Genomic DNA, 23447 nt, shown 5'->3' with positions numbered 1-23447 from the left:
GCCATGGCGCGAGTGATTGCCTCTTGGTTGCCGCGCTGCCCCACCTGCCACCGCACCAACCCCCACCGCGACTCACGTCGCCTGCTCGGCCTCCCCGTCCACCCATCGGGCCCCTGACGCAGTAGTGTTAAATCCCCCTGCACAGAGGTCAAGGGCCACGAACAGGCGACGACATCCCCAATGCAATGAATATCATCGAAGTCTCCCATTGACGACGGTCAAGGCACTACGCGGCCTCCGATCCTCGAGAAGCGCTCGTAGACTTGATTGAGCGCATCCAGATGCGTGGGGTTGTCATAGTCGAGCGGTGCATCCGTAAGCTGCACAACCCACCCGCCAGACACCGTGCACCGCACCCTCGCGAGCAGCGATGTGTCGCGTTCAGGATCCGGGAGCCCTGCCTGCTCAGCGTATCGGTGTCGTAGCCCGTACGCATCCAGTTCCTCCTTGATGTTGGCGGCGACCACCGCACCAAGAATGAGCACGGCTCCCACGACGATCTCAGGCGACACTGGCGCGAAGTCGCATGGCGACGTCCTTTCAATCGAGCCAGCGCGGTGCCGTCAAGGCCTGCCTGCCCTGAAGTATCCCACCACGATGCCGACCCATGCGACAGAACGAGGCGCGGAACGTTGGAGAGATACGGGACGTACCAGCTCACGCATTCCCGTGAGCCCCATCCACCCGCTCGAGGAATCTCCATGCCCGCTCACCGTGCCCCCCTCCTCTCCGCGTTGTTGCTCATCACGCTCTCCAGCTGTGTCCCTGGCCTCGCGACCTCCAACCCGACCTATTTCAGCGGAGGAAAATGGAGCGCCCTGGACAAGCCCTACGCGCTCACGCCCCTGCTCGCGTGTGCCGAGCCGGCGGACAACAACGACAAGGTCATCCGCAACATCGAGGACTACGTCGCACCGGCACTCTGGAGTGCGTACGGGCAGGACGTCTCTACCGCGAAGGTCAAGAAGCTGAAGGGGGACAGCGAGTGGTGCGAGGCCCTCCCGAACATCGCCACCGACAAGTTCAACGTCCCGCCAAGGATGAAGCAGGATCTGGCCAGGTACGTGAAGGAAGCGGGGGCCAAGGGAATCATCATCCCGGTCGCGACCCTCTTCCGCTCCCCCATCCAACGGGAACTCCGGACCGAGGACGGGACGCCGTTCGCGAGCGTGGATACCGACCGCTTCATCGCCGACGGCACCGCCCTCTTCTACGTGCACTACATCAACGAGAGCGGAGAACTGCTCCACACCGAGCGCGCGGGCAGCGGCGGCGACGGAGCGTTCGATGACCGGCTCAAGTACATGCGTGACAGCGCGGCGGCAGTCGCCAAGAGGCTCACGCAGGGAGCGCCCCCGGTCGACCTCCAGTAGCACCAGGAATGCTCAGTGGCGCCCGTCCTCGAAGTCTCGGACGGGTCCCTGGCTTGCCGGCGCCATGGGAGACAGAGCAATCATTGCCCAGGGCAAGGCTGCACAACAAAGACAGGACTGGTGCAGCCAGTGGTTCGCTGTTTCCCGCCATAACCTCGGCACGTAGCGACTCACAGCGGCATTCCCCGCTGATGGGAAGAAACGACAAGGCCCGCATGAAAAGACACATGCGGGCCAGCCCAATGGCTTTGCTACGACCTCACCGACGCTCCACTACGGCGCGGGAGTCGAAACCACGCACAGGAAATACGAGCCGGAGCGGGTCCCACCCTTGGGGTCGCGCGCCGTCATCGTGATGCTGCAGTTGTTGCAGGCGCCCGCGGGAACCGCCGACGGCGTGAAGTTCGACGTCTGGCTCGTGGGCGAGGAGAACGTCCCCGCGCAGGACGACGTCCACTGATAGAACACCGTCCCCAGGTCCGGGTCATGCACATTGGCGCTCACCCCCGTGCTCTGCCCCAACACAATCCTGCCCTCATTCGCGGTCACCAGGAGGATGAGCGGCGGCGCGTTGAAGCTCACGGAAATCGTGGCACTGCCGCCCACTTCCAGCACCTCCGTGACCTCCACCGTCACGCGCGCCCGGCTGGTGCCGTTGCGCTGATCCCGCACCGTCAACGTCAGGGTGACGGTCTGCGCGGACGACGGCGCCGTCCACGTGGGGTTGGCGATGGTCGTGCTGCTCAGCGTTCCCGCCGAAGCGCTCCACGAGTACGACACCAGGTCGTTCGGCACCGGGTCATGCGCCGTGGCGCCCAGCGTGAGCTGACCACCGGCCTCCACCGTCGCGGCCGACAGCGTCACCGAGTCGATGATGGGCGCGTCGTTGTTCGTGTACTGGGGCGCCGTCAAGTCATGGAGCGTGACGGCCACGAGCGTCGTCCCCCCTTCGACGATGGTGACCTCCGTCGCCTCGCCCCGGTACAGGAGCGAGCTGCTCGAACCATAGGCGGAGACCGTGATGATCCGATTCGTCCCAGCGGGAATGCCCGCGACCGTGCCGCCCCAGGTGCTGCCCGTCTTCACCAGGTCCTGCTCGATGTTGGTGATGCCCAGGCCGGACACGACGACCTGGATGCGCGTGACGCTCGACTCGCTCGCCGCGAACTCCTGGTCTCCGAAGACCATCTGTACCGCGCCCGAACCCGAGGGCAATTCCTCACCACAGCCGGCGATGACCGCCAGCAACAACCCGACGACGGAAAGACGACCCAGACCGCGCATGGATGTTCCCCTCTCGCGCGCTAGCGGAGATTCGCTGATGTGGCGCGAGGACTTCGGGGCCTATCAAATACAAGACATTCCACGCATCCAACTGAGGCAGGTTCGACACCCGAGCACGGGGCTCGTGCTCCTCACGCGACTCGCAAAGGCGAGTCTCTTGAGACGTCGGGCGGGTCATTCCAGATGCGCCCGTCTCGTTTTGTCACGCGATGATGTTTCATGAACCCGTCACCGGCCCCCGGAAACGCGGAGTGGGCAGACGCACAGGGAGTGCGCCGATACCCACCCTCGTGCTAGAGACATCCGCCGAACCATCCACCTGGGAGTCTCTCTCCATGACCTCGGCCCTCCGAAAAGTCCTCGCCCTCGCCCTGTTCTTCGCGTCCACGTCCGCTGTCGCCATCGAGCAGTGGGCGGACGGGCGCGCGGTGCTGCACGCGTGTGTCTACGCCCACTCCTATGAGGCGGAGATCCGGATGTCGTACCGGAACTACACGCTGCCCTGGGGCACGTCCGTGTATCTCATCCACGGCTGGGGCGGGCTCGACAACGGCGTCGCCATCACCTGGGACAACACGCAGACGGTGGCCGTTCCCGCCTCCTCCCCGTGGACCTGGACGGTGACGGTCCGGAGCATCATCTCCACCCGCACCACGCCCAAGTGGTACGAGCACTTCGACTACGTCTGGAAGGTCGTCCTCCCGAACGGCACCGAGTTCTACGAGAAGGGCAACGGCTCCACCTACGGCTACTACTCGGCCAACCTGAACGACATCACCAGCCGCCCCTGCACGTCAGACGGTAGCTTCATCGGCGCTCCGTTCGCGCTGGGCATCACCTCCGTCGAGCAGTGGTAGTCCGCCCGCCCCCGGCGAGGCATCTCCGTGCACGGCGGCTCCTATGGGCGGCCGTGCTCGGCTTCACTTCCACGTCACCCATGGCCGCCGGTCGCGCCTCATTCGCGTGACATTCGTTCCAATCAAAACCAACAAAGACTCACGCCCCGCCTCCTGGACTTGACGGGCTCGCGCCAGTGATAGGGTTGAAGCGCGGTCCTTCACCCGAATCACGTTCCAGGAGACTCGCATGACGACGAAACTCATGGCAGCGACGGTGCTGGGAGCTGGGTTGTTCTTGATGGCCTGTGGTGGTCCCGCCGACGAAGGCCCCGGCACCGAGGCCCCCGGCCCGGACACGCTGGGAACCCACAGCGCGGCCCTGTCGGCGTCGCTCGCCTGCACCCAGGGGTTCAGCGACGTCACCTGCACGGCAACCGTCACCAGCGGCGTCCCGCCGTACACCTACTCCTGGACCTCGCAGCAGTACGTCTACGCGACGAACGGGACGTACACGACGGGGTCCATCGCGGGCGGAGCCAGCAAGGCCTTCTATTGTCCCGGGCCTGACGGCTCGGGGACCTTCATCCGGAACCTGAGGGCGAGGGTGACGGTGACGGACTCCACGGGGGCCTCGGTGGCCACGGGCTACGGCCCCTACTTCCCCTGCTCGTGAGCCGCTCCGTCCCACTCCTCCCCACAGCCCCGGAGTCCAGGTTATTTCAGGTTTTCCTGGGACGACACGTCAGACCCTCCCTCCATAGTTCAAGAGAGGAGGAAGACGGTGACGGCTCAAGCGTTGTTGGTGTTCGTTCCGGTGGTGCTCGCGCTCGTGGCGGCGGCGGCCATCCGGCGTCCGCGGCGGCGGACGCGTCGAATCAAGGTTCGCGAAGGGTACCCGCCGTACCCTTCGCCTCAAGTGACTGGGTGAGCCGGGGCTCGGACTGACACCCCGGCTCGACCCGGACGAGCCCCTCCCCCGAGGTCGCTCGTCCCTTCCGTCACGATTCAGAAGTCCTTGATGCGGTCGACCAGGTCCTCGTGCTCGACGAACTGGTTGACGTTGCCCTGCAGCTCGGCGACGCGCTGGTTGCGCGCAATCTCGGCGGTGTCCACCGCGTCCAGGTCATTCCACTCACGCAGCACGGCCTCCTCCGAGTCGGGGATGGCCTTGCTGTACGTGGACGAGAAATAGAACATCGCGCGCGCGACGTTGCCCTTGTGGGAGTCGGGCGGCTCGAACACCGTGCGCCCCTGCGCGTCGGTGCCGAACTTCGCGCCGTTCTCACTCCACTTCACGTTGACCACCTCGCCGAAGGGCCAGTTGCCCCGCTTCGAGTTGGCCTTGCTGTCGGTGGGAAACAGGTGGTGCAAGTCGCTCTTCGCGGCACCCGTGGCCCCCTTCGACTGCGGCCACGTGTGCTCCACGTTCATGTCGGTGCTCTTGGGCGGCTTGCCGCCCTGAATCTCCCGGCCCGTGTACACGCAAGTGACTTTGCCGTTCACCACGTCCAGCTCGCCGAAGATGAGCTTGCGCGCCTCGGTGTAGCTCTTGACGTGCTTGCCTGAGGACGACTCCTTGATGGCGCGCAGCAGCGCCGCGTCGCGGAGGCCCTCGAAGGGGTCTGTCCCCTCGGAAGGCAGCGGCGGAGTGGGCGCCTCCGTCTTGGACGGGCCCTTCTTCGCGACGCTCGCCTGCTCGAACGTGTCCCGCGTGCCCGGCACGGAGACCCTTCGAGCCTGGGGCCCAGCCCCATCCAGGGAAGGACGGGTCCCCACGCCAGCGGGAGTTGAATTGACGAGCAGACGAGTCTGCGGGCGCGGGGAACCGACAACGGTCATGCGGGGTTATCGACCGCCCCTTTCGCCAGTTGCGTCCGGTGACAATAAAAAATACGACTGAGACGGCAAGTCCCTGAAGTGGGGTGGCGAAGCTACACTCCGCGTCTCGCCCTCTCCTTTTCCGAGCGTCCCGTGGCCGAGCGTCTCACCGTCCTGGTCGTCGATGATGATCCGCACCTGCGGGACATCGTCCGCTTCGCGCTGGAGCAAGGCGGCTTCCGGGTGGAGGAGGCCGCGGATGGACGGGCGGCGGTGGAGCAGGTGCGGCGCTCCCCTCCGGCGCTCATCGTCCTGGACATCATGATGCCGGAGATGGACGGCCTGGCGGTCTGCCGGGAGGTCCGCCGCGCGCACGAGCTGCCCATCGTCTTCCTGTCCTCGCGGGATGACGAGGTGGACCGAATCCTGGGCCTGGAGCTGGGCGGCGACGACTACCTCACCAAGCCCTTCAGCCCGCGCGAGCTGGTGGCGCGAGTGAAGGCGGTGCTGCGCCGCGCCCGACCCGCCACGGAGGCCGCGCCCGCATCGACTTCACCCAAGCCGTTGACGCGGGGCCCGTTGAAGCTGGACGAGGAGCGCTTCCGCGCCTGGTGGGGCGAGCACGAGGTGGTGCTCACCGTGACGGAGTTCCACCTGCTCGCCGCGCTGCTGCGGGTGCCCGGAAAGGTGTTCACCCGCGACGAGGTGATGACGCGCGTCTATGACGACGGCGTGGTGAGTGACCGGACCATCGACAGCCACGTGCGTCGGGTGCGGCAGAAGTTCGCCGGGGTCGGCGGAGAAGTCATCGAGACGGTGCATGGCCTTGGCTATCGGCTCGCCATCCCCTAGGCCCCGGGCGCGGCCCCGGCTGTGGATGGTGTTCGTCGCCGTGGGGCTGGCGGGCTTCGTGCTCACGCTGGGCGGGCTGTCCTTCGTGCGCGTCTACGACAACCAGCTCATCCGCCAGACGGAGACGGAGCTGCTCACCCAGGGCGCGGTGGTGGCGGAGGTCTACCGGTCCATGCTCGCCGAGCGGTTGGCCGGCCTCGACTACGGCAAGCCTCGCACCGCGAAGTGGCCCTTCCCCATTCCGATTGACGACCAGTTGCGGCCCATCCTCCCCTCGCTGCGCGCCTCGGACGAGCCGCTACCACCGGACGACCGCCCACCCTCTTCGCGCGTGCCCGGTGAACCCCTGGCCCAGGACGTGGGCCAGAAGCTTCGTCCGCTGCTGGAGAACGTGAGGGCGGCCACGCTCGCCGGCATTCGCGTGGTGGACGCCGGCGGCGTGGTGGTGTCCAGCAGCAGCGCGGACCTGATGGGCGCCACGCTGGCCGACCGGACCGAGGTGCAACAAGCGCTGCACGGCATGCCCACCAGCGTCCTGCGCCGCCGCCACGCCGAGCCGGAGGACACGCCCCTGGCCTCGCTCAGCCGCGACACCGGCATCCGCGTGTTCGTGGCGCTGCCCGTCATCCAGGGCGAACGCGTCTGGGGCGCGGTGGTGCTGGCTCGCACGCCCATGACGTTCGCCAAGGCCATGTACGCGGACCGGTGGAACCTGACGGCCACGGGGCTGGTGTCGCTCGGCGCGGTGGCGTTGATGTCGCTCGCCGCCGCCGCGCTGCTGGGCCGGCCCGTGCGAGCGCTGGTGAAGCAGACGCGCGCAATCACGGCGAGCGCCCCCGAGGGCTTCGAGCCCGTGGCCCGCCCCGTCGTCGCGGAGCTGGCCGAACTTTCCGAGTCCCTGGCCGGCATGGCCACCGCGCTGCGCGACAGGAACCAGTACATCCGCTCCTTCGCCGCCAACGTCTCGCACGAGTTCAAGACGCCGCTGGCCTCCATCCAGGGCGCGGTGGAGCTGCTGCGCGACAGCGCCGAGGTGATGACGCCGGAGCAACGCGCGCGCTTCCTCTCCAACATCGACGCCGACGCGAAGCGCCTCACGCGACTGGTTCAGCGGCTGATGGAGCTGGCGCGCGCGGACTCGATGACGGCCCGGCCCGCGCAGGTGGAGCTGGCGCCCCTGCTGACGGCGCTCGCCACCCGGGCCACTTCGGAGGGACTCGCGCGCGTCGACGTGAGTCCCGTGCCGGAGGGGCTCACCGTGTCCCTGCCCGCCGAGGTGCTGGACGACGTGCTCTGGCAGCTCGTCACCAACGCGAGGCAGCACGGGGGCGAGGACGTGCGCGTGTCCCTGTCCGTGGAGACGAGCGGCACCGGGCCCGCGCGAGTCATCGTGCGCGACACCGGCCGCGGCATCTCCGAGGCGAACCGGGCGCTCATCTTCGACGCCTTCTTCACCACCGCGCGCGAGCGGGGCGGCACGGGCCTGGGCCTCACCATCTCCCAGTCGATGCTGCGCACGTTCGGCGCGGGACTGGAGCTGCTCCCCGCACGGCCTCCGGAGCCGGGTGCGGCCTTCGCCGTGGCGGCGCCCCTGGTGCGTCGCTAGGGTAGGCCGTGCCATGAGAACCATGCAGGAGTGGAAGACGACGCTTCGCGCCGCGCTGAAGGACGCGCTTCGCACCCGGAGCGCCCCCGCCTCGGCCGTGCTGCGTGAGGTGCTGGCGGCCCTCGACAACGCGGAGGCTCCCGACGTGAGCACGGCGGCGCCACCGCCCGTCGAGGGCACCATCGCCGGAAGCGCCGAGGGACTGGGAAGCGGCGAAGTGCCCCGTCTGGCCCTGACGCCCGAAGCAGTGAGCGCCATCATCGAACGCGAAGTGCGTGAACGGCGGGACGCGGTGGCCCTCTACGTCAGCCTCGGAAAGAACGACGAGGCCAACGTCTTGAGGGCCCAACTGGACGTGCTCCTGGAGCTTCAGCGGAAGTAGCTGTCGGAGATGTCCACCGAGTAGCCCAGCTCCAGCGTGGGCGAGGACGCGGCCACCAGGTACTGCCGGAAGTGCAGCACCTTGCCCGGCAGGGGCGCGCTCGCCGTCACGGCCGCGGCGTCGGCCGCGTCCACCTGCTCCAGGCTGCCACCCTCGCGGCGGTAGTTGAACACCGCGGGGAAGTGCGCGCGGGCCCGCAGCTCGGCCACCGGCCACGACACGCGAGGCAGCGCCAGCTTCAGCCGACCCGACAGGTGGAAGACGCCCAGCTCCCGCGCCAGCACCACCTCCAGCGCGCCGCTCGTCTCACCCAGTCGCGACGGAGCGACCTTCAGCTTCAGCACACCGTCCGTCGCCTCCTCCACGGGGATGGGCACCGCGTTGAGCGTGACGCGCTCCAGCTTGTGTCCTTCCGGCACCGTCAGCTCCAGCGGCTGCTCACGGTCCAGGTTCAGCGTGTAGCTGACGCGCAGCGAGGCGCGGCCCTCCAGGGTGGACACCCACGTCGCGGTGGCCTCGGCGATGCGCGGCTCCATCGGCGGACGCACCTGCGGCTTCGTCGACTGCGACACCGACGAGGCGGAACGCCACCCCACCCTCACCACGCCCTGCACGGGATAGACGGCGTAGCCCTCTCCCGAGGTCGGCAGCGGCTCCATCAGCGTGAAGATGGACGTGTCCGCATCCAGTTGGAGCGGCACCGGAGACGCCTCCGGCCCGAAGCGAAGCTGCGCGCGGCGCTCCGGCCCGCTGCCCGAGGCGCGCACGGTGAGCCCCACGTCGAAGTCATGGCGCCCCGCCTTGCGCGTGAGCAGGCACAGGAAGCCATCGACGACGCCCACCGTCGCGTCCTCCAGCGTGGGCATCGCGGTGGGGTATGTGTCCGCGTCGAGGTGGAGCAGACGCACCTGCGTCCAACGTCCCTCCGCGAGCACCTCCACCTGGAAGCTGGCGTCCACCTGGAGGGCGTCCGTCGACAGCCGGGCGTTGAGCTGACTCTTCACCAGCGCCTCGGTGGGGGGCGGAGGCACGTACGCCTGGCGCTGCGTGTACAGGGGAATGAGCTGGTCCAACGGCACGGTGGCGGTGCCCGAGGGAGAAGGCGTGGACACAGCGGCGCCCGTGGCCAGGGCCTCCGGCGCGAGCAGCAGGAATCCGATGACGAGAGAAAGGGTCCGCATGGTGGCTCAGCTCGCTTCCGGGGTGACAGGGGTGGCGACGGCCGCGCGAGGAGCGCCGCCGGTCTGCGACAAATCCGAGAGGAAGGCCCGCACACCGGTGCGGGTGGAGAGGACCATCAGCCCGAGCAGGCCGGCGAGAATCTCCAGCGTGTAGATGAGGCCCGTGTAGCCATCCAGGATGACAGCGGCCGTGGGCACCAGCAGCGTGGCGGCCCAGACTCCCGCCAGCACCACCGTGCGCTCCTTGGGGAACAGCCAGCGCGCGTAGGCCACCACGGCCGCGCCGAGCCCCAGCGCGCTGAGGACATAGGCCACGTAGAAGTTCATGAAGGCGGCCAGGTACGCCAGCAGCACGAAGAAGAAGCCGTACACGGCGGCCAGCAGATACGACTCATGCAGGGCGAGCTGTCGCTTGTGCCGCAGCCCCAGCGCCGCGAGCAGCGCCACCAGCGCGAGGAAGGGCACCCACGCGCGCCCCGCCATGCGGGACACCATGGAGTCGAACGTCTTCTCCGAGGGCAGGATGACGCCCAGGTTGACGCCGGACTCCAGGGACTGAAAGGCCCAGTCCAGGATGACGGCGTCGCTGCCCGTCTGCACGGACGAGGCGGACAGCACGCCCGACGGATAGTCGAAGTTGTCGCCTCCCTCCACGGCGAAGTGCAGGCGGACATCTCTCGCGGAGAGGTTCGGGTCCAGCTTGTAGACGAAGGAGTCGAGCCCCCGCGCCCGGTAGCGGATGACGAAGCGGGCCGTGGCGCCCTTCGCGATGCGGCCCGTCCACACCAGCCGGTTGCCGGACTCGCCCAAATCCAGACTGGACTCCTGGCCATCGACGAGGAACTGGAGCTCCGACAGCAGCACCTGCGACTTGTTCATCTCCATGGGGAAGATGAACGCCACGTCGATGTCATGGCCCTCGCGATTGACGACCGCGTACTCGGCGCCCAGGTTGAAGTCGAAGCCGGAGAAGTAGCGCAGGCCGCGCTTGCGATAGTTCATCTTCGCCAGCACCTCCACGTGCTGACGGTCGAAGGCCAGGGGCTTCAGCTCGGTGAAGATGGTGCCGCTGTGCACGTAGCGCAGCGAAGGCGCGGGCTGGACGACGGGCGCGCCCCACCGGTCCTCCACGCCGGCAGCCAGCTCCGAGGTGGCGAAGTCCGTGCGGTCCGCCACCTGGCCGGCAATCACCGCCGTCGCGAAGACGACGATGAAGAGACTGCCGAAGACGTGGTGGGCGACCAGCCACCGGAAGGCCCCTCGGATGGGGCCATCGGACGTCCTCTGAGGACGCGGCGCGGAAACGGGAAGGTTCATGGACACAGACTGGCCCCCCGGTGTGCAACCCGGATGGCCAGCCCGTGCGCTTCATGAGGCATGTTTGTGCGGAATTCGTGCAGGCCCGGGGCATGCCCCCCCGGACCCGTGCTTCACGACGTCAGTGCACCGCGAGCGCGCGCACGTCGAACGCGCGGGTGAGGCAGGACTGGTTCGCGGTGGAGTCCAGGTGCTGCGCGCGGTCCCGGATTTCGAAGAACGGGCGCACCGTGCCGTCCACCGGGTCCGCCACGTTGAAGGGCGTGAGCGGGTTGATCATGCCCGTGGACAGGAAGGGCGACAGTCCGCCCGTCTCGCCAATGTGCGTGAAGAACGTGTTCGTCTCGCGCGCGTGGCAGCCGTTGCACGTGTTGAGCGAGAACTTGTGCCGCGCGGTGTTGTTCACGATGCCGGCGGCCCGCCAGAACGTGGTGGCCGGCGTCGGGACGCGCGGGTTGGCGCCCAGGAAGTTCACGCTCGCGAAGGTGGTCGGCACGCCGTAGGTGTTGGCGAGGATGGCCGCCTGGTTCGTGTTCACGAAGTCCCGGAAGAGGGTGGTGTTGTTGCGCGGGTCTCCCGGGGTCAGCGCCACCGTGGTCTCCGACAGGAAGTTCGGCGTCGCGCCCGTGTCGAACAGGTGGAACTCCCGCAGCTCCCAGGGCGAGGAGAGCATGAAGTCGTTGGTGCGAATCTGGTTGATGGCGTTGCCGTTGGGCTTGGTGGGCGCCGCGCCCGCGACGACGACCTGCTCCGTGAGCGCCTGGAGCGCCGCGTTGTAGGTCGGGCTGCCCAGCACCATCAGCGGGTTCGACAGCGCCATCCACTGCTGCGCCCAGCTCTTCACGTTGAGGCAGCCGTTGATGGGCACGCCGTACTCGAAGATGACCAGCAGCGGCCGGATGGCGCAGCCCGCGCTCTTGTCCACCGCGGCGAAGACGAAGCGCAGCTCACCACCGCCGCTGGAGCCGCCGTAGCCGACCGGGCCATTGCCCTTGCCCAGGTCCAACCGGTTGAAGATGGCCACCAGCTTGAACGCCGACTTCGTCATGTCGAGCGTGCCGGCGACTTTCGGCCACGGATTCAGGATGCGATTCATCACCTGTCCGCGCCCCGGGACGGTCCACCCGTTGAGCGTCTGGTTCGCGTTCCACTGCAGCAGCCACTGCTCGGTGAGGGCCGACGGCGTCACGAACGTGCTCGCCATCTCCGTCATCAGGTGGTTGAACGTCCACACCCCGTTCGGGTTGCCGGAGTTCGAGCACGGGTCATACGTGCGCGTCGGGTCATTGACGACGTTCGGATGGGTGATGATGAGCGACTGGGCCGGCCTCACGTCGCTGAGCAGGCCCACGGGCGTCACGGGGATGGGCACGCGCGGCCTGAAGACGCTCGACGACAACGCCACCACCGGGCGCTCCTCCACCAGCTCGCGGTTGTTGAAGACGGCGAACGTCAGCGGCTCGTTGGGCTGCTGGCGCTGCGCGGCGGTGATGCGGTCCTGCGTCCTGCGGTGCAGGTCGAGGTCGACCTCGGCGAAGGCGGAGAACACCCCGTCGCCCGCCTGCTCGTCGCCGTCCTTGCCCTGGTCCCTGAGCACCACCGGCTTGCCCGTGTCGGACACCACAGGGACCTCGGTGAAGAGACCCTGCTGATTCTGGGCGAGCTTCACCCTCACCAGGCTGCGCGTCTGGGAACCCAGCACGTCGTCCTGCGCCACCACGTCCATCGACTGGATGATGGGCGTCGGCTTCGTGGAGGGCGTCGGCTCCGCCACCGCCGCCTGGGGCCGGGCCTCCAGGGGAGCCGGGCTCTCCAGCGCCTCGCCACCACAACCCGTCATGCACAACGCGACCGCGAGCACACCGGACCCAGCCCACTTCAAGCCCAGGGCCTTCTTCGGGGACCACTTCTTCATGGATGTCGCCTCCAGGGGATTTTCAGCGACTTCCCAAGATGCACCCCCCAGGCCAGGACCAACACACGGAGAAAACACACACGCACCGCGAGGATGTGTCCTCCCAGGCAACAACTCTCACTCCAACTGTGACTTTCCGCGCTACAGCGCCTCTCCGCCCGTGAGAGGGCCCAAAGTTGTACGGCAGCCAGGAAACCGGCTCAAATCCAGGAAATGGAGAGAGTCGAGGAGATCTACCAGGGCTTCGTGGTTGATCATCAGCTCGAGCGCGCGGGTCTCTTCGAGCTGCTCCGCGAGCGCTTCGTGGCGGTGGACTCGGTGCTGTATCCGGGGTGCTTCGTGCACATCACCCCGTCGTTCTTCTTCCAGAACGTCGTCTACGTGGACCGGAACGACCTGGCGCAGGGCTTCTTCGCCAACAAGGACGGTGTGCTGAGGAAGATTGGCTCCCGTCAGAAGTACGAGCAGAAGGCCTCCGTGCGCTTCGTCGCGCAGGACTACCTCCAGCCCATCCCCGCGCTGGAGGAGAGCTTCGACCTGCTGCTGGCGCTGTATGCCGGAGGCATCTCGCGCGCCTGTGGGAAGTACCTGAAGGTCGGCGGCCTGCTGGTGACGAATGACCACCATGGCGACGCGGCCGAGGCCGCCGCCGAGGAAAATCTAGAGCTCATCGCCGTGGTGAAGGAGCAGCGCGGGACGTTCACCTTCAGCGACCAGGAGCTCTCCGCGTACCTCGTCCCGAAGATTCCTCCCCGGGGCCCCGCCGCGCGCGACGCACCGGGCTCATCCCACTGGGAGCGCCCCGCCGACTACTACCTCTTCCGCAAGACGCGCCCGAGCGCCATGACGCTGGAGCCCGGGCGCTTCTCCGCCCCTCACTGAGGCGACGACGGAAGGCCGCTCGCTACCAGGCCTCCAGCCGGAACTGCTGGCAGTCGTTGTTGGACCAGGTCCACTGCTGGATGACGGTGCCGTTGCCGCTCGTCCCACAGCTCGCCACGTCGAGCACCTTGCCGCTGTGTCGCGCCTCGATGCGGTGGAACCCGCCGGTCGTCGCCACGGTGCGGAACTGCTGGTTGCCACCGTTGGACCAGGTCCACTGCTGCAGCGCCGCCCCGTCCGCGGTGCTGACGTCGCGCACGTCCAGCACCTTGCCGCTGTACTGCGACACGATGCGGACAAAGCCGCTGTCGGTGGGCTCCAGCACCCACTGCTGGCTGGCACCGGTGTGGCACGCCCACTGGTGGATGCTCGCCCCGTCCGCGGTGCTGGGCCCGTTGATGTCCAGGCAGCGGCCGGAGCTCTTGTTGATGATGCGGTAGCGGGTGGCGCCACCGCCGCCCTGCGCCGCGTTGAAGATGGCGAGCAGCAGCGAGGTGTCGGTGCGCGTGTCCTGGGTCAGCTCCCAGATCATCACCCCGCCGCCCTGCTGGAGCCCCAGCCGCGTCTTGGCCTGGATGGTGGCGATGCCGTTGTAATAGACGTCACCGACGTTGTCCTTGTACGGCGCCTGCGAGTCGCGCGCGACGAGGTCCGCGTAGCCCACGTACGACGACGGCGAGCGCCCGTAGAACGGCACGCCCAGGACAGCCTTCGACGCCGGCAGGCCCCGCCCCTTCCAGTAGTTGAGCGACTGGACGGCGTAGTCATACGTCGAATGCGGCTGCCCGCCGTCGTACGCCATGATGTTGAGGAAGTCGAAGTCGGCGAACGTCGAGGTGGGGATGCCCTCGCCGTAGTAGCCGTTGGCCACCACCGCGGCGGTGAGCAGCTTGCCGCGCGAGCGCATCGCCGCGCCCAGCTCGCGGATGAGCGCCGCGAAGTTCTGCGCGGAGGCGCCCGGGTCCGGGTACTCCCAGTCGATGTCCACGCCGTCCAGCCCCGCCGCGTTGACGTAGTTGACCAGGTTGTTCACGAAGGCCGTGCGCGTGCCCGCGTTCGCCGCGAGCGACTCGAAGCCGCTGTCGTTGCCGTCGTTCCACCCGCCCACGGCGACGAGCACCTTCACGCCTCGCGCATGCGCGGCGGTGACGAGCGAACGCAGCCGCGCGTCCGTCCCGCTCGGGCCCGTCAACCCACCCTGCGCGGTGGGCACCACGAAGGCGTAGTTGATGTGCGTGAGCCTGTCGTAGGGGATGGCGTTGACGTCACCCGCCCACGTCGGGAAGTAGCCGACCACGCGCGTCGCCAGCGCCGCGCCCTCTTGCCGCGCCAGCGGCTCGTCGGCGGTTGACTCCACGTCCGGCGCCCCGGAACAGGCCAGCACCATGGCCGCCAGCGCGGCCTCCAACACCAGGGCTCTCAACGGCAACACCATGCGCGACATGCGGACTCCATGAGGTGAGCCCCCGCCCCCAGAACGGAGGCGGATGGGTCGCGCACCTGTAGCGTCGCCCTAAACCCGCAACAACAGTTTTTCCAGAAATCGAAGGAACTCTATCCAGTCCTGTCGGACAGTTGGGAGCCCCCTGCACGGGCTTGTGCCGGGGTCCGTATTTTCGGCGCGGACTGCACGACGGGCGCGGAAGCGAGGACGGGCGCCGCGTCGTGCGAGCCAATCAGCGCGCGGCGGAGACTCCGGGCAGCGGCTTCACGTGGAGCTGCTTCGACGCGAGGAACTCCGCGTTGAAGACCTTGGAGGCGTAGCGGCTGCCGTGGTCACACAGGAAGGTGACGATGCGCAGGCCCGAGCCGGCGTGCTGACGGGCGACCTCATATGCGGCGCGCACGTTGAGGGCGGCCGACGTGCCCACCACGAGCGCGTCCTCGCGGGCCAGGTGGTAGAGCGTGTCCAGCATCTCCCCATCGCCCAGGTGCATCGCCTCGTCCACGCGCGAGGCCTGGAAGTTGGCGGTGAGCCGCATGATGCCGATGCCCTCGGTGATGGACGAGCCCGACGACTCCAGCTTCCCCTCGCGCACGTAGCTGTAGAGCCCGGAGCCCGGCGGGTCCACGAGCACCACGCGCAGCGCGGGGCTCTGCTCCTTGAGGAAGCGGCTGACGCCGGACATCGTCCCGCCGCTGCCCACGGAGATGACAACGACGTCCACGCGGCCCTCGCACTGCTCCCAGATTTCGGGCCCCGTCGTCTCGTAGTGGAAGTCGCCGTTGGCCGTGTTCTCGAACTGGTTGGCCCAGAACCAGCCATGCTGCTCGGACAGGGCGCGGGCCTGGTGGAAGAAGTGGCCGGGGTTGGCGAAGGGCACGGGCGGCACCTTGCGGACCTCCACGCCCATGGCCTCCAGCAGCTCGTACTTCTCGCGCGCCTGGTTGTCCGGCATCGTCACCACGACGCGGTAGCCGCGCTCGCGGCCCAGCAGCCCCAGGCCAATGCCCGTGTTGCCCGCGGTGCCCTCGACGATGGTGCCGCCCGGCTTCAGGAGTCCCTGCTCCTCCGCGCGGCGAATCATCCCCTTGGCGGCGCGGTCCTTGATGCTGCCGCCGGGGTTCATGAACTCCGCCTTGCCCAGAATCTCGCAGCCGGTGATGCGGCTGAGCGAGCCGATGCGAAGCAACGGAGTGTTTCCCACCGAGTCCCAGAGCGAACCGATGCGTGGCGCCATCCCCCTCCCCTAACGGAGTCCGGGGAGGGAGGCAACCGACGACGGGCCCAGGCTCGGCTTCGCGCTACTCGTTGCGCATCGCCTCGACGGGATCCAGCTTCGCGGCGCGGGCGGCCGGGTAGATACCGAACAGCAGCCCCACCCCGCAGCTCATCGACAGGGCCAGGCCCACCGCCCACGGAGGCACGGACATGGGGAAGCCCACCATCCAGTCCCCGAGGAAGACGAGCCCGAAGCCCAGCCCCACGCCCAGGCCGCCGCCAAAGAGCGCCAGCAGCACGGCCTCCGTCGCGAACTGCCCGAGGATGCGCCGCCGCTTGGCCCCCAGCGCCTTGCGCACGCCAATCTCCCGCGTCCGCTCCATCACCGACACCAGCATGATGTTCAGGATGCCGATGCCGCCCACCACCAGCGACAACAGGCACACGCCGATGCCGGCGATGGTGATGACCTGCGAGAGCTGGTTGAAGGACGCCGTCACCGACTCGTTGGTGTGGATTTCGAAGTCGTTGGGCTGGTCCGGGTCCACGTTGCGCCGCCGCCGCATCAGCGTCGTCACCTCGTCCTGCGCCTTGCGGAACAGGCTCGGGTCCTTCGCCTGGATGTCGACGGCCAGCGACCACTCCTTGCCGTACATCTGCTGGTACACGCGCAGGGGGATGATGGCCTGGTTGTCCATGCTCACCATGCCCAGGAAGCTGCCGCGCCGCTGGAGCACGCCAATCACCCGGAACGGCCGGTTCTGGATGCGCACCTCGAAGCCCACCGGGTCGATGCCGGGGAAGAGCGAGTCCGCCACATCCACGCCCAGGAGCACCACACTGCGCCCGTCCAGCCCCTCCACCTCGTTGAAGTAGCGGCCGGACTGCACGGAGACGCCACTCGTTATCGGGTACGTCGTGGACGCGCCGATGATGCGCACCGAGGGCCGCGTCTCCGCGCTCGCCGTCGATACCTTCTGCCCGCCCGCGTCATCCGACGGGGCCACCACGCCCACCGACGGACAGAGCATCTCGATGGCGTGCACGTCCTCCATGTCGATGTTCGGGCGCTTGGCGAACTTCGCCCAGTTGAAGCGGCCGAAGCCGCCCGCGGGCCACTTGGTGAGCTGGAAGGTGTGAGCCCCCAGCCGCCCCAGGTCCTTGTTCACCTTGGTGCGCAGGCCCTCGATGAGGCCCATCATCGTGATGACGGTGGCCACGCCGATGACGATGCCCAGCAGCGTCAGCAGGGAGCGCAGCGGGTTGCCCAGGAAGGTGCCCAGGGCCAGCCGCAGATTGTCCAGGAAGGCTCTCATCGACTCACTCGTACCGGAGGGCTTCCACGGGGTCCAGGTTCGCCGCGCGCGCCGCCGGCCAGATGCCGAACAGCAGGCCCACCAGCGCCGCGAAGAACACCCCACCCAGCACGGTGGTCGTCTGCACGTCCGCCGCCAGCGGCGTTATCAACGACACCACCTTGGCCGTCCCCAACCCCACCGTCGTTCCCAGCAGGCCTCCCACGGCGGAGACGCTGGCCGCCTCCATGAGGAACTGGACGACGATGGTGCGCTTGCGAGCCCCCAGCGCGCGCCGGACGCCAATCTCCCGCGTCCGCTCCCGCACGGACACCAGCATGATGTTCATGATGCCGATGCCGCCCACGAGCAGGGTGATGAGCCCCACGCCCACCGCCACGCCGTACAGCGCGCCAGTGAGCTGCGCGTAGGTCTGCGCCATGGCCTCCGGCTTGTTGATGTTGAAGTCGTCGGGCTGGCCCGGCTCCGTCGCGCGCAGGCGGCGCAGGATTCCGATGAGCTGGTCCTCCGCCATGCGCACCTGGGACGCGTCCGCCACCGCCATGGCGATCTCGAACGGACGCCCCTTGCCGAAGTTGCTGTAGAACGTCTTGAAGGGGATGAGCACGAGCAGGTCCATGCTCTCGTTGACCACCTTCCCCTTCCGACTGAGCGTGCCCACCACCTGGAAGGAGCGGTTGTCCACGCGGATGGTCCGTCCCACCGGGCTGATGCCGGGGAACATCCGCTCCGCCACGTCCGCGCCGATCACCGCCACCGGACGCGTCACCTCTTCATCCGCCTCCGTGATGAAGCGGCCTCCGGTGATGTCGAAGCCCGCGATGCTCAGGTACTCGTGGTTGACGCCCTGGATGCGCACCGACGACATCTGCTCGCCCCCGTACGACACATCCGACAGCCGGGAGACGGACGGGGACAGCGCGGTGATGAACGGCGCCATGGCGCGCAGCCGGGGCAGTTGCTCCAGGGTGAAGTTCTTCCGGTTGCGGTACTTCCACCAGTCGCCCTTGATCATCCACGGGAACTTGGAGACGTAGAGCGTGTTGGCGCCGAAGCTCGCCAGTTGCTTGTGGAAGGACGTGTTGAGCCCTTGGATGATGCCGACGATGGCCAGCAGCGTGGCCACGCCGATGCCAATGCCCAGCGTCGTCAGCACCGTGCGAAGGCGGTTGGCGCGCAGGGAGAACAGGGCGATGCGCGCCCCCTCCAGGACATCCACCCGCAGGCTCGTCACGCTCTTCATACGCCTGCCACCATCGGGCCGGCGACGGCCATGGCCACTTCACGTCCGGAGCCGTCGGCGACAATCGAGCCGTCGCTCAGGCGGATGGCCCGGGGGCAGCGCGCCGCCAGCTTGGGCTCGTGCGTGACGAGCACCAGCGTGTGGCCCGCCTTGTGGAGCTGCTCGAACAACCGGACGATCTCCTCGCCCGTGGCGGAGTCCAGGTTGCCCGTGGGCTCGTCCGCCAGGAGCATGGAGGGCTCCGACACCAGCGCGCGGGCAATCGCCACGCGCTGACGCTGACCGCCCGACAGCTCATTGGGGCGGTGGTGCATGCGGTGCGTGAGCTGCACCTTGTCCAGCGCCGCCTTCGCCCGCTCCCGCCGCTCCTTCGCCGCCATGCCCCGGTACACCAGGGGCAGCTCCACGTTCGCCAGCGCCGTCTCCTTCGGCAGCAGCTGGAACGTCTGGAAGATGAAGCCGATCTCCACGTTGCGGATGACGGCCAGCTCGTCGTCGCTCATGCGCGACACGTCCTTGCCGTTGAGCATGTAGCGGCCGCTGGTGGGCGTATCCAGGCAGCCCAGCACGTTCATCATCGTGCTCTTGCCAGAGCCGGACTGCCCGATGATGGCCACCCACTCGCCCCTGCTGATGCCGAAGGTGACGCCGCGCAGTGCGCGCACCTCCTCGCCACCGACATGGAAGACGCGGGTGATGTCGTCCACCTGGATGAGCCGGCCGTTGCCGGCGCCGCTGCCGTCACTCACGACTTCTGACCGCCCTTCGCGCCAGGAGCCTCGCCCTGGTCGGGCCCCTGGACATTGTCTCCGTGGTTCAGCTCCTTCGACAGCGTGCGGTAGGGCCCCTCCACCACGCGGTCCCCGTCGCTCAGCCCGGAGACGATCTCCAGCTCCGTGTCGGAGGCGATGCCCGTCTGCACCCGCCGCACCTGCGCCTTGTTCGCCGCGTCCACCACGAACACCACCTTGGCCAGCGTCTCGGTGCGCTTGGCCTTCAGCCCGCCGCCCTCCACCGACTCCTTGTAGTCCGGCAGCGAGCGCTCCGCGCGCACCGTCACCGCCTGGATGGGGACCAGGATGACGTCCTCGCGCGTCTCCGCGGAGATGCGAGCCTCCGCGCTCATGCCCGGCAGCACGCCCGGCGGACGCATGTCCAGCGCCACCGTGACGGGGAAGCTCGTCACCTCCGCCTCCGTGCCCGGGTTCTTGATGAGCGCCTTCTGGGCGATCTCCACCACCGAGCCCTGGAACGTCTGCCCCTCCAGCGCGTCCAGCGTCACGTCCGCGGGCTGGCCCGGCTTCAGGTGCACCACCTCGTGCTCGCCCACCTCGAACTTCACCTCCATGGCGCTCAGCGCGGCGATGGTCATCACCACGTCCTCGGCCAGCTCCGAGCCACGCACGCGCTCACCCACCTCACGCGACAGCTCGATGACGTTTCCGTCGATGGGCGACGACAGCGTCGTCCTCGACAGGTCCGCCTGCGCCTGCTCGACGATGGCGACGTTGCGCGCCAGTTGCTGGCGGGACGACGCCAGCCGCGCGTCCGCCGTGTTCTTGCTCGCCTTGGCGAGGTCCAGCTCCGCGCCGGACGCCAGGCCCTTGGTCACCAGGCCCTCCACCCGCCCCAGCTCCGCCACGGTGCGGCCGACCTCCACCTCCGCCACCTGGGCATCGGCGCGCGCGGCGTTCTGCGACGCCATGGCCTGCTTCATCGCGGCCTCGTAGATGCGCTTGTCGATGCGCCCGAGCACCTGGCCCTTCTTCACCGGCTCGCCATCCTTGACCAGCAGCTCCACCAGGTCTCCGGAGAGGCTGGAGGAGATCTTCACCGTGGTCGCCGCCTGCACCTTCCCCGCGCCAGTGATGGTGCGGGTGATGGTGCCCTTGCGGGCCTTGGCGATCTGCACTTCCTGGGACGGTGGCGGACGCTCCTTCAGTCCCCCAGCCGTGATGGCCGCGGCACCGAGGAACAGCGCACCGGCAATCGCACCCTTCCACCACTTCATTTCGTCTCTCCCGGGCTCAGGGCGCCCATGGCCCGCAACAAACTGAAGCGGGCGATTTCGACATCAATCCTGTTTTCCAACAAGCTGAGTTCCGCCTGCGTGAGGCTGAGCTGGGCATCTCGGACTTCCAGCGTGGAGCCCGCACCCGCCTTGAAGCGCTCCTCCGCCAGCCTGAGGCCCTGGATGGCGGCCTCCTTGTTCTCGGCGGACAGCCGGGCGGCGACGATCTGCGCCTCCAGCGACTGGTGCGCGGCGCGCACCTCGCCTTCAATCTCCCGCGCCGACTGCGCCAGCGTGAGCTGGGCCTTGCGGATGGTGGCCTCCGCGCGCCGCGTCTGGGCGGGCGTGATGAAGCCGTTGAAGACGTTCCAATCGAGGTTGATGCTACCCAGGAAGTTGTTCTGCAGGCGCGGCTCGGTGAAGACCTGCTCGGCGTCCGGACCCTGGCGGGTGTAGAGGCCGCGGGCCGACAGCACCGGCAGGTAGTCCGCGCGGGCGATGGCGCGCTGCAGCTCCGCCGAGCGCACCTGAAGCTGGAGCGCCTTGAGCAGCGGGCGCCTCTCGCGGGCGGAGTCGATGGCCTGGTCGATGGTGGGCGCGGGCGCGGGCTCCTCGGTGAGCACGCCCGGGTCCACCGCCTCCACGGGCTCGGTACCCGGACGGGTGAGCCACACCGCGAGCTGCGTCTGGTCCGTCACCAGCTGCGTGTAGGACTGGACGAAGTTGATGCGGTCATTGCCCAGGTTCACCAGCGCGGAGATCTCCTCGACCTTGCCCACGCGACCGGCCTGGAACAGGGAGCGCGCGCGATCCAGCTGCTCCTCGCTGCGCTTGACGGTGGCCTCCAGCACCTGGCGGGTGGCCTGGGTGCGGAAGAGCGTGAAGAAGCGGCGGATGGCCTCCAGCTCGGAGGTGTCCGTCTCCTCCTGCGCCTGGTTCTTCTGCGCGTCGCGCAAGACGCCGCTCTGCTCCAGCTGCTTCCAGCGCGCCCGGTCGTAGATGACCTGATTGAGGATGAAGCCCAGGTCGTAGTCGCCCGTGCTGGTGGGCTTCGACTCGACGGGGATCTGCACGAACTCGCCCGGGTTGTTGACGTCCGGCACCAGGTTGAAGGACTTGCGGCGACCGAACCAGTTCTTGCCGACGGACGCGTTGACGGAGAGCTGGGGCAGGAGCGGAGCGCGCGCGACGTGCACGTCCTCCTGGGCGACCGCCAGGTCGAGCGCCGCCTGGAGCGCGGTGGTGCTCTGCCGGCCCTGGGTGCGGACCTCTTCCAGCGTGAGGCGCGTGGGCGCGGGTGAAGGAGCGGCGGTGAGCAGCGCGGCGACGATGAGGGCGTTCATTGCGCACCTCCCGCACCCGGAAGACCGACCATCATCACTCCCGCGAACATCACATAGAGCGCCAGGGCCAGGAGCAGCGCGCGGCTGCGCGACATGCCCGTGGCGGCGGCGAAGCCCAGGCCCAACAGGCCCGTGCTCCAGAGGTTGAAGAAGTCCACGGTGGACGCCACCCGCGCCATCTTCGGGCTGAGGCCCCCGAGGAGCACGCCCAGATGCGCCGGCACCAGCTGCGCGACGCGAGCGACGGAGATGGTGTGCTGCGCGGCGATGCAGAGGGCGAGGACGGCGTGGTACAGCGCGATGGGCAGGAGCGCCAGCGCCGCCACGGACATGAGCTGCTCGAAGTGGGCGGGCCGGTCGAAGAGCCAGGACACCACCCAGAGGATGGCGGCCAGGAGCAGCGCGACCATGGGCATCACGAAGACGCCCTTGGCGATGCCACCGACGAGCGCCTTGCGGGTCGTCGTCTGGATCTTGTCGCTCAGGTCGGCCTCGGAGATGGTCGCCATCTCCCCGGACGCCTGCAGCTCACGGATGACATCCGGGGTCGCGTCCCATCGAAGGGAAAACAGCGTCCCGGAGGCGGACACACAGAGGGCGAGGATGAGCAGGGGCCAGACCCATCGGCGGGCTTCGACGGCGGCGGGCGTTCCCTCGACAGGGTCGATGAAGACGCGCACGGGTTGGACGAGAGAGGTCATAGAGTGAGTGGTCTCGGAGGGATGTACGGCGCCCCCCTAAGGCAATTGCTCGGCCAGTCGAAATTTTGCGGCGGTGAACGGGCAGCCGACCAACCTAATTCCATCCTCATGGAAGGTGGCGCGGCTTTCTACCTCAAGGATTCCGCAGACCTGTAGCAACCTGTTGCGGAAATTTTGCCGTCGGGATCGAGAGGGTGTATTCCGCTCGGCTGCACGCTTGCCGGAGCTCGAATGGTCGAAAGCACGGATCTCGCCCAGGTCCTCCAAGAAGCGAACGACATCGCCCGGAGCGTGGCCCAGAAGATTACTTCGGCCCACGTGCTGTTGGCGCTCTTCACGGTGGAGAACCGGGCGCAGCTCCTGCTGAAGGAGCGGGGCGTGGACGAGGATGCCCTCCTCCACCTGCTCACCGCCGCGCCGGCGGAAGCGGACGGCCACGTTCGCGAGCTGAGGGAGAAGGCCCGGGAAATCGCCACGAGCTGTGGCTCCCAGGAGGCGGACTGCCTCCACCTGCTCATCGCGGTGACCCGGGTGCGCTGCGTCGCGCAGGAGCTGCTGACGCAGACGGGCTTGGACCTGGCGACCCTGCGGACCACGGCGGTCTCCTACTTCGTGAGCGGGCGGATGCCGCGCAAGCTCCAGCCTGGCCGCACGCATGTGCTCGGCGCGCGCCCCGCCGTCCCCGCCCGCCCCCTGGGGGCGGGCGGGGACGGCGGGGCGCG

21 protein-coding genes and 1 pseudogene are annotated in these 23447 nt (G+C 68.2%); 8 read left to right on the top strand and 14 right to left on the bottom strand.

Features of this window, described 5'->3' with window-relative positions; genetic code table 11:
* Positions 1 to 218 precede the first annotated feature (218 nt).
* Positions 219 to 410 (bottom strand): annotated as a pseudogene (locus tag HUW62_RS49125) (DUF5953 family protein); the annotation flags it as partial.
* Between the two features lie 291 nt (positions 411 to 701).
* Here HUW62_RS49125 and HUW62_RS32130 point away from each other — a divergent pair.
* Complete coding sequence (locus HUW62_RS32130; protein WP_176436568.1) at positions 702 to 1373, top strand: hypothetical protein; 672 nt, start codon at positions 702 to 704, stop codon at positions 1371 to 1373.
* Positions 1374 to 1646: 273 nt separating this feature from the next.
* Here the strand turns inward: HUW62_RS32130 and HUW62_RS32125 are convergent, their stop codons facing one another.
* Positions 1647 to 2657 carry a PKD domain-containing protein gene (locus HUW62_RS32125; protein WP_163864596.1) on the bottom strand — a complete coding sequence of 337 codons (1011 nt, stop codon included), beginning with the start codon at positions 2655 to 2657 and terminating at the stop codon, positions 1647 to 1649.
* 335 nt (positions 2658 to 2992) lie between these two features.
* Between HUW62_RS32125 and HUW62_RS32120 the strand changes: the two genes are divergently transcribed.
* A complete protein-coding gene (locus tag HUW62_RS32120; protein ID WP_176436567.1) occupies positions 2993 to 3514 on the top strand; it encodes a hypothetical protein in 522 nt (173 codons plus the stop codon).
* 229 nt (positions 3515 to 3743) lie between these two features.
* Complete coding sequence (locus tag HUW62_RS32115; protein WP_163864594.1) at positions 3744 to 4169, top strand: hypothetical protein; 426 nt, start codon at positions 3744 to 3746, stop codon at positions 4167 to 4169.
* A 332-nt stretch (positions 4170 to 4501) separates the two neighbouring features.
* Here HUW62_RS32115 and HUW62_RS32110 read toward each other — a convergent pair whose 3' ends face one another.
* Entirely contained in the window at positions 4502 to 5218 is a 717-nt protein-coding gene (locus HUW62_RS32110; protein ID WP_240356259.1) for an endonuclease I family protein, read from the bottom strand.
* Positions 5219 to 5467: 249 nt separating this feature from the next.
* On the opposite strand from HUW62_RS32110, the gene HUW62_RS32105 reads away from it, so the two are divergent.
* From HUW62_RS32105 to HUW62_RS32095, 3 genes are read left to right on the top strand one after another with little or no spacing between them, the layout of a single operon-like run.
* On the top strand, positions 5468 to 6166 hold the full coding sequence (locus tag HUW62_RS32105; RefSeq protein WP_163864592.1) for a response regulator transcription factor: 699 nt from the start codon (positions 5468 to 5470) through the stop codon (positions 6164 to 6166).
* Complete coding sequence (locus tag HUW62_RS32100; RefSeq protein ID WP_176436566.1) at positions 6135 to 7772, top strand: HAMP domain-containing sensor histidine kinase; 1638 nt, start codon at positions 6135 to 6137, stop codon at positions 7770 to 7772. The genes HUW62_RS32105 and HUW62_RS32100 overlap by 32 nt, the downstream gene beginning before the upstream one ends.
* A 13-nt stretch (positions 7773 to 7785) precedes the next feature.
* Positions 7786 to 8154, top strand: a complete 369-nt coding sequence (locus HUW62_RS32095) for a hypothetical protein (RefSeq protein ID WP_163864590.1) — start codon at positions 7786 to 7788, stop codon at positions 8152 to 8154.
* On the opposite strand, the gene HUW62_RS32090 is transcribed toward HUW62_RS32095, so the two are convergent.
* The 3 genes from HUW62_RS32090 to HUW62_RS32080 all read right to left on the bottom strand — a co-directional run bounded on the left by HUW62_RS32090 (position 8142) and on the right by HUW62_RS32080 (position 12567).
* Complete coding sequence (locus HUW62_RS32090) at positions 8142 to 9335, bottom strand: hypothetical protein (RefSeq protein WP_163864589.1); 1194 nt, start codon at positions 9333 to 9335, stop codon at positions 8142 to 8144. The genes HUW62_RS32095 and HUW62_RS32090 overlap by 13 nt on opposite strands.
* A 6-nt stretch (positions 9336 to 9341) precedes the next feature.
* Complete coding sequence (locus HUW62_RS32085) at positions 9342 to 10652, bottom strand: hypothetical protein (protein WP_176436565.1); 1311 nt, start codon at positions 10650 to 10652, stop codon at positions 9342 to 9344.
* Positions 10653 to 10773: 121 nt separating this feature from the next.
* Complete coding sequence (locus HUW62_RS32080) at positions 10774 to 12567, bottom strand: choice-of-anchor X domain-containing protein (RefSeq protein WP_163864587.1); 1794 nt, start codon at positions 12565 to 12567, stop codon at positions 10774 to 10776.
* Positions 12568 to 12780: 213 nt separating this feature from the next.
* Here HUW62_RS32080 and HUW62_RS32075 point away from each other — a divergent pair, with 213 nt between their 5' ends.
* On the top strand, positions 12781 to 13449 hold the full coding sequence (locus HUW62_RS32075; RefSeq protein WP_163864586.1) for a hypothetical protein: 669 nt from the start codon (positions 12781 to 12783) through the stop codon (positions 13447 to 13449).
* Positions 13450 to 13471: 22 nt separating this feature from the next.
* On the opposite strand, the gene HUW62_RS32070 is transcribed toward HUW62_RS32075, so the two are convergent.
* From HUW62_RS32070 to HUW62_RS32035, 8 genes are all read right to left on the bottom strand, one after another.
* A complete protein-coding gene (locus HUW62_RS32070; RefSeq protein WP_176436564.1) occupies positions 13472 to 14893 on the bottom strand; it encodes an RICIN domain-containing protein in 1422 nt (473 codons plus the stop codon).
* Between the two features lie 232 nt (positions 14894 to 15125).
* Positions 15126 to 16130, bottom strand: coding sequence for a cysteine synthase A (locus HUW62_RS32065; RefSeq protein ID WP_163864585.1), 1005 nt, complete (start codon positions 16128 to 16130; stop codon positions 15126 to 15128).
* A 64-nt stretch (positions 16131 to 16194) separates the two neighbouring features.
* Positions 16195 to 17427, bottom strand: coding sequence for an ABC transporter permease (locus tag HUW62_RS32060; protein ID WP_163864584.1), 1233 nt, complete (start codon positions 17425 to 17427; stop codon positions 16195 to 16197).
* 4 nt (positions 17428 to 17431) lie between these two features.
* A complete protein-coding gene (locus HUW62_RS32055) occupies positions 17432 to 18670 on the bottom strand; it encodes an ABC transporter permease (RefSeq protein WP_163864583.1) in 1239 nt (412 codons plus the stop codon).
* On the bottom strand, positions 18667 to 19419 hold the full coding sequence (locus HUW62_RS32050) for an ABC transporter ATP-binding protein (RefSeq protein ID WP_163864582.1): 753 nt from the start codon (positions 19417 to 19419) through the stop codon (positions 18667 to 18669). Before HUW62_RS32050 ends, HUW62_RS32055 begins: the two co-directional genes overlap by 4 nt.
* On the bottom strand, positions 19416 to 20681 hold the full coding sequence (locus HUW62_RS32045; protein WP_163864581.1) for an efflux RND transporter periplasmic adaptor subunit: 1266 nt from the start codon (positions 20679 to 20681) through the stop codon (positions 19416 to 19418). The genes HUW62_RS32050 and HUW62_RS32045 overlap by 4 nt, the downstream gene beginning before the upstream one ends.
* Positions 20678 to 22024, bottom strand: a complete 1347-nt coding sequence (locus tag HUW62_RS32040; protein ID WP_163864580.1) for a TolC family protein — start codon at positions 22022 to 22024, stop codon at positions 20678 to 20680. The genes HUW62_RS32045 and HUW62_RS32040 overlap by 4 nt, the downstream gene beginning before the upstream one ends.
* A complete protein-coding gene (locus tag HUW62_RS32035; protein WP_163864579.1) occupies positions 22021 to 22725 on the bottom strand; it encodes a YIP1 family protein in 705 nt (234 codons plus the stop codon). The genes HUW62_RS32040 and HUW62_RS32035 overlap by 4 nt, the downstream gene beginning before the upstream one ends.
* Positions 22726 to 22956: 231 nt before the next feature.
* Here HUW62_RS32035 and HUW62_RS32030 point away from each other — a divergent pair.
* Positions 22957 to 23447: Clp protease N-terminal domain-containing protein (locus HUW62_RS32030; protein WP_303626865.1), on the top strand; the 491-nt coding region annotated here is incomplete at its 3' end.

This window comes from Myxococcus sp. AM011 (genome assembly GCF_013372595.1).
GTDB classification, from domain to species: domain Bacteria; phylum Myxococcota; class Myxococcia; order Myxococcales; family Myxococcaceae; genus Myxococcus; species Myxococcus eversor.
Note: the sequence above shows the minus strand (reverse complement) of the source record. Positions and strands in the feature narration are given on the sequence as shown.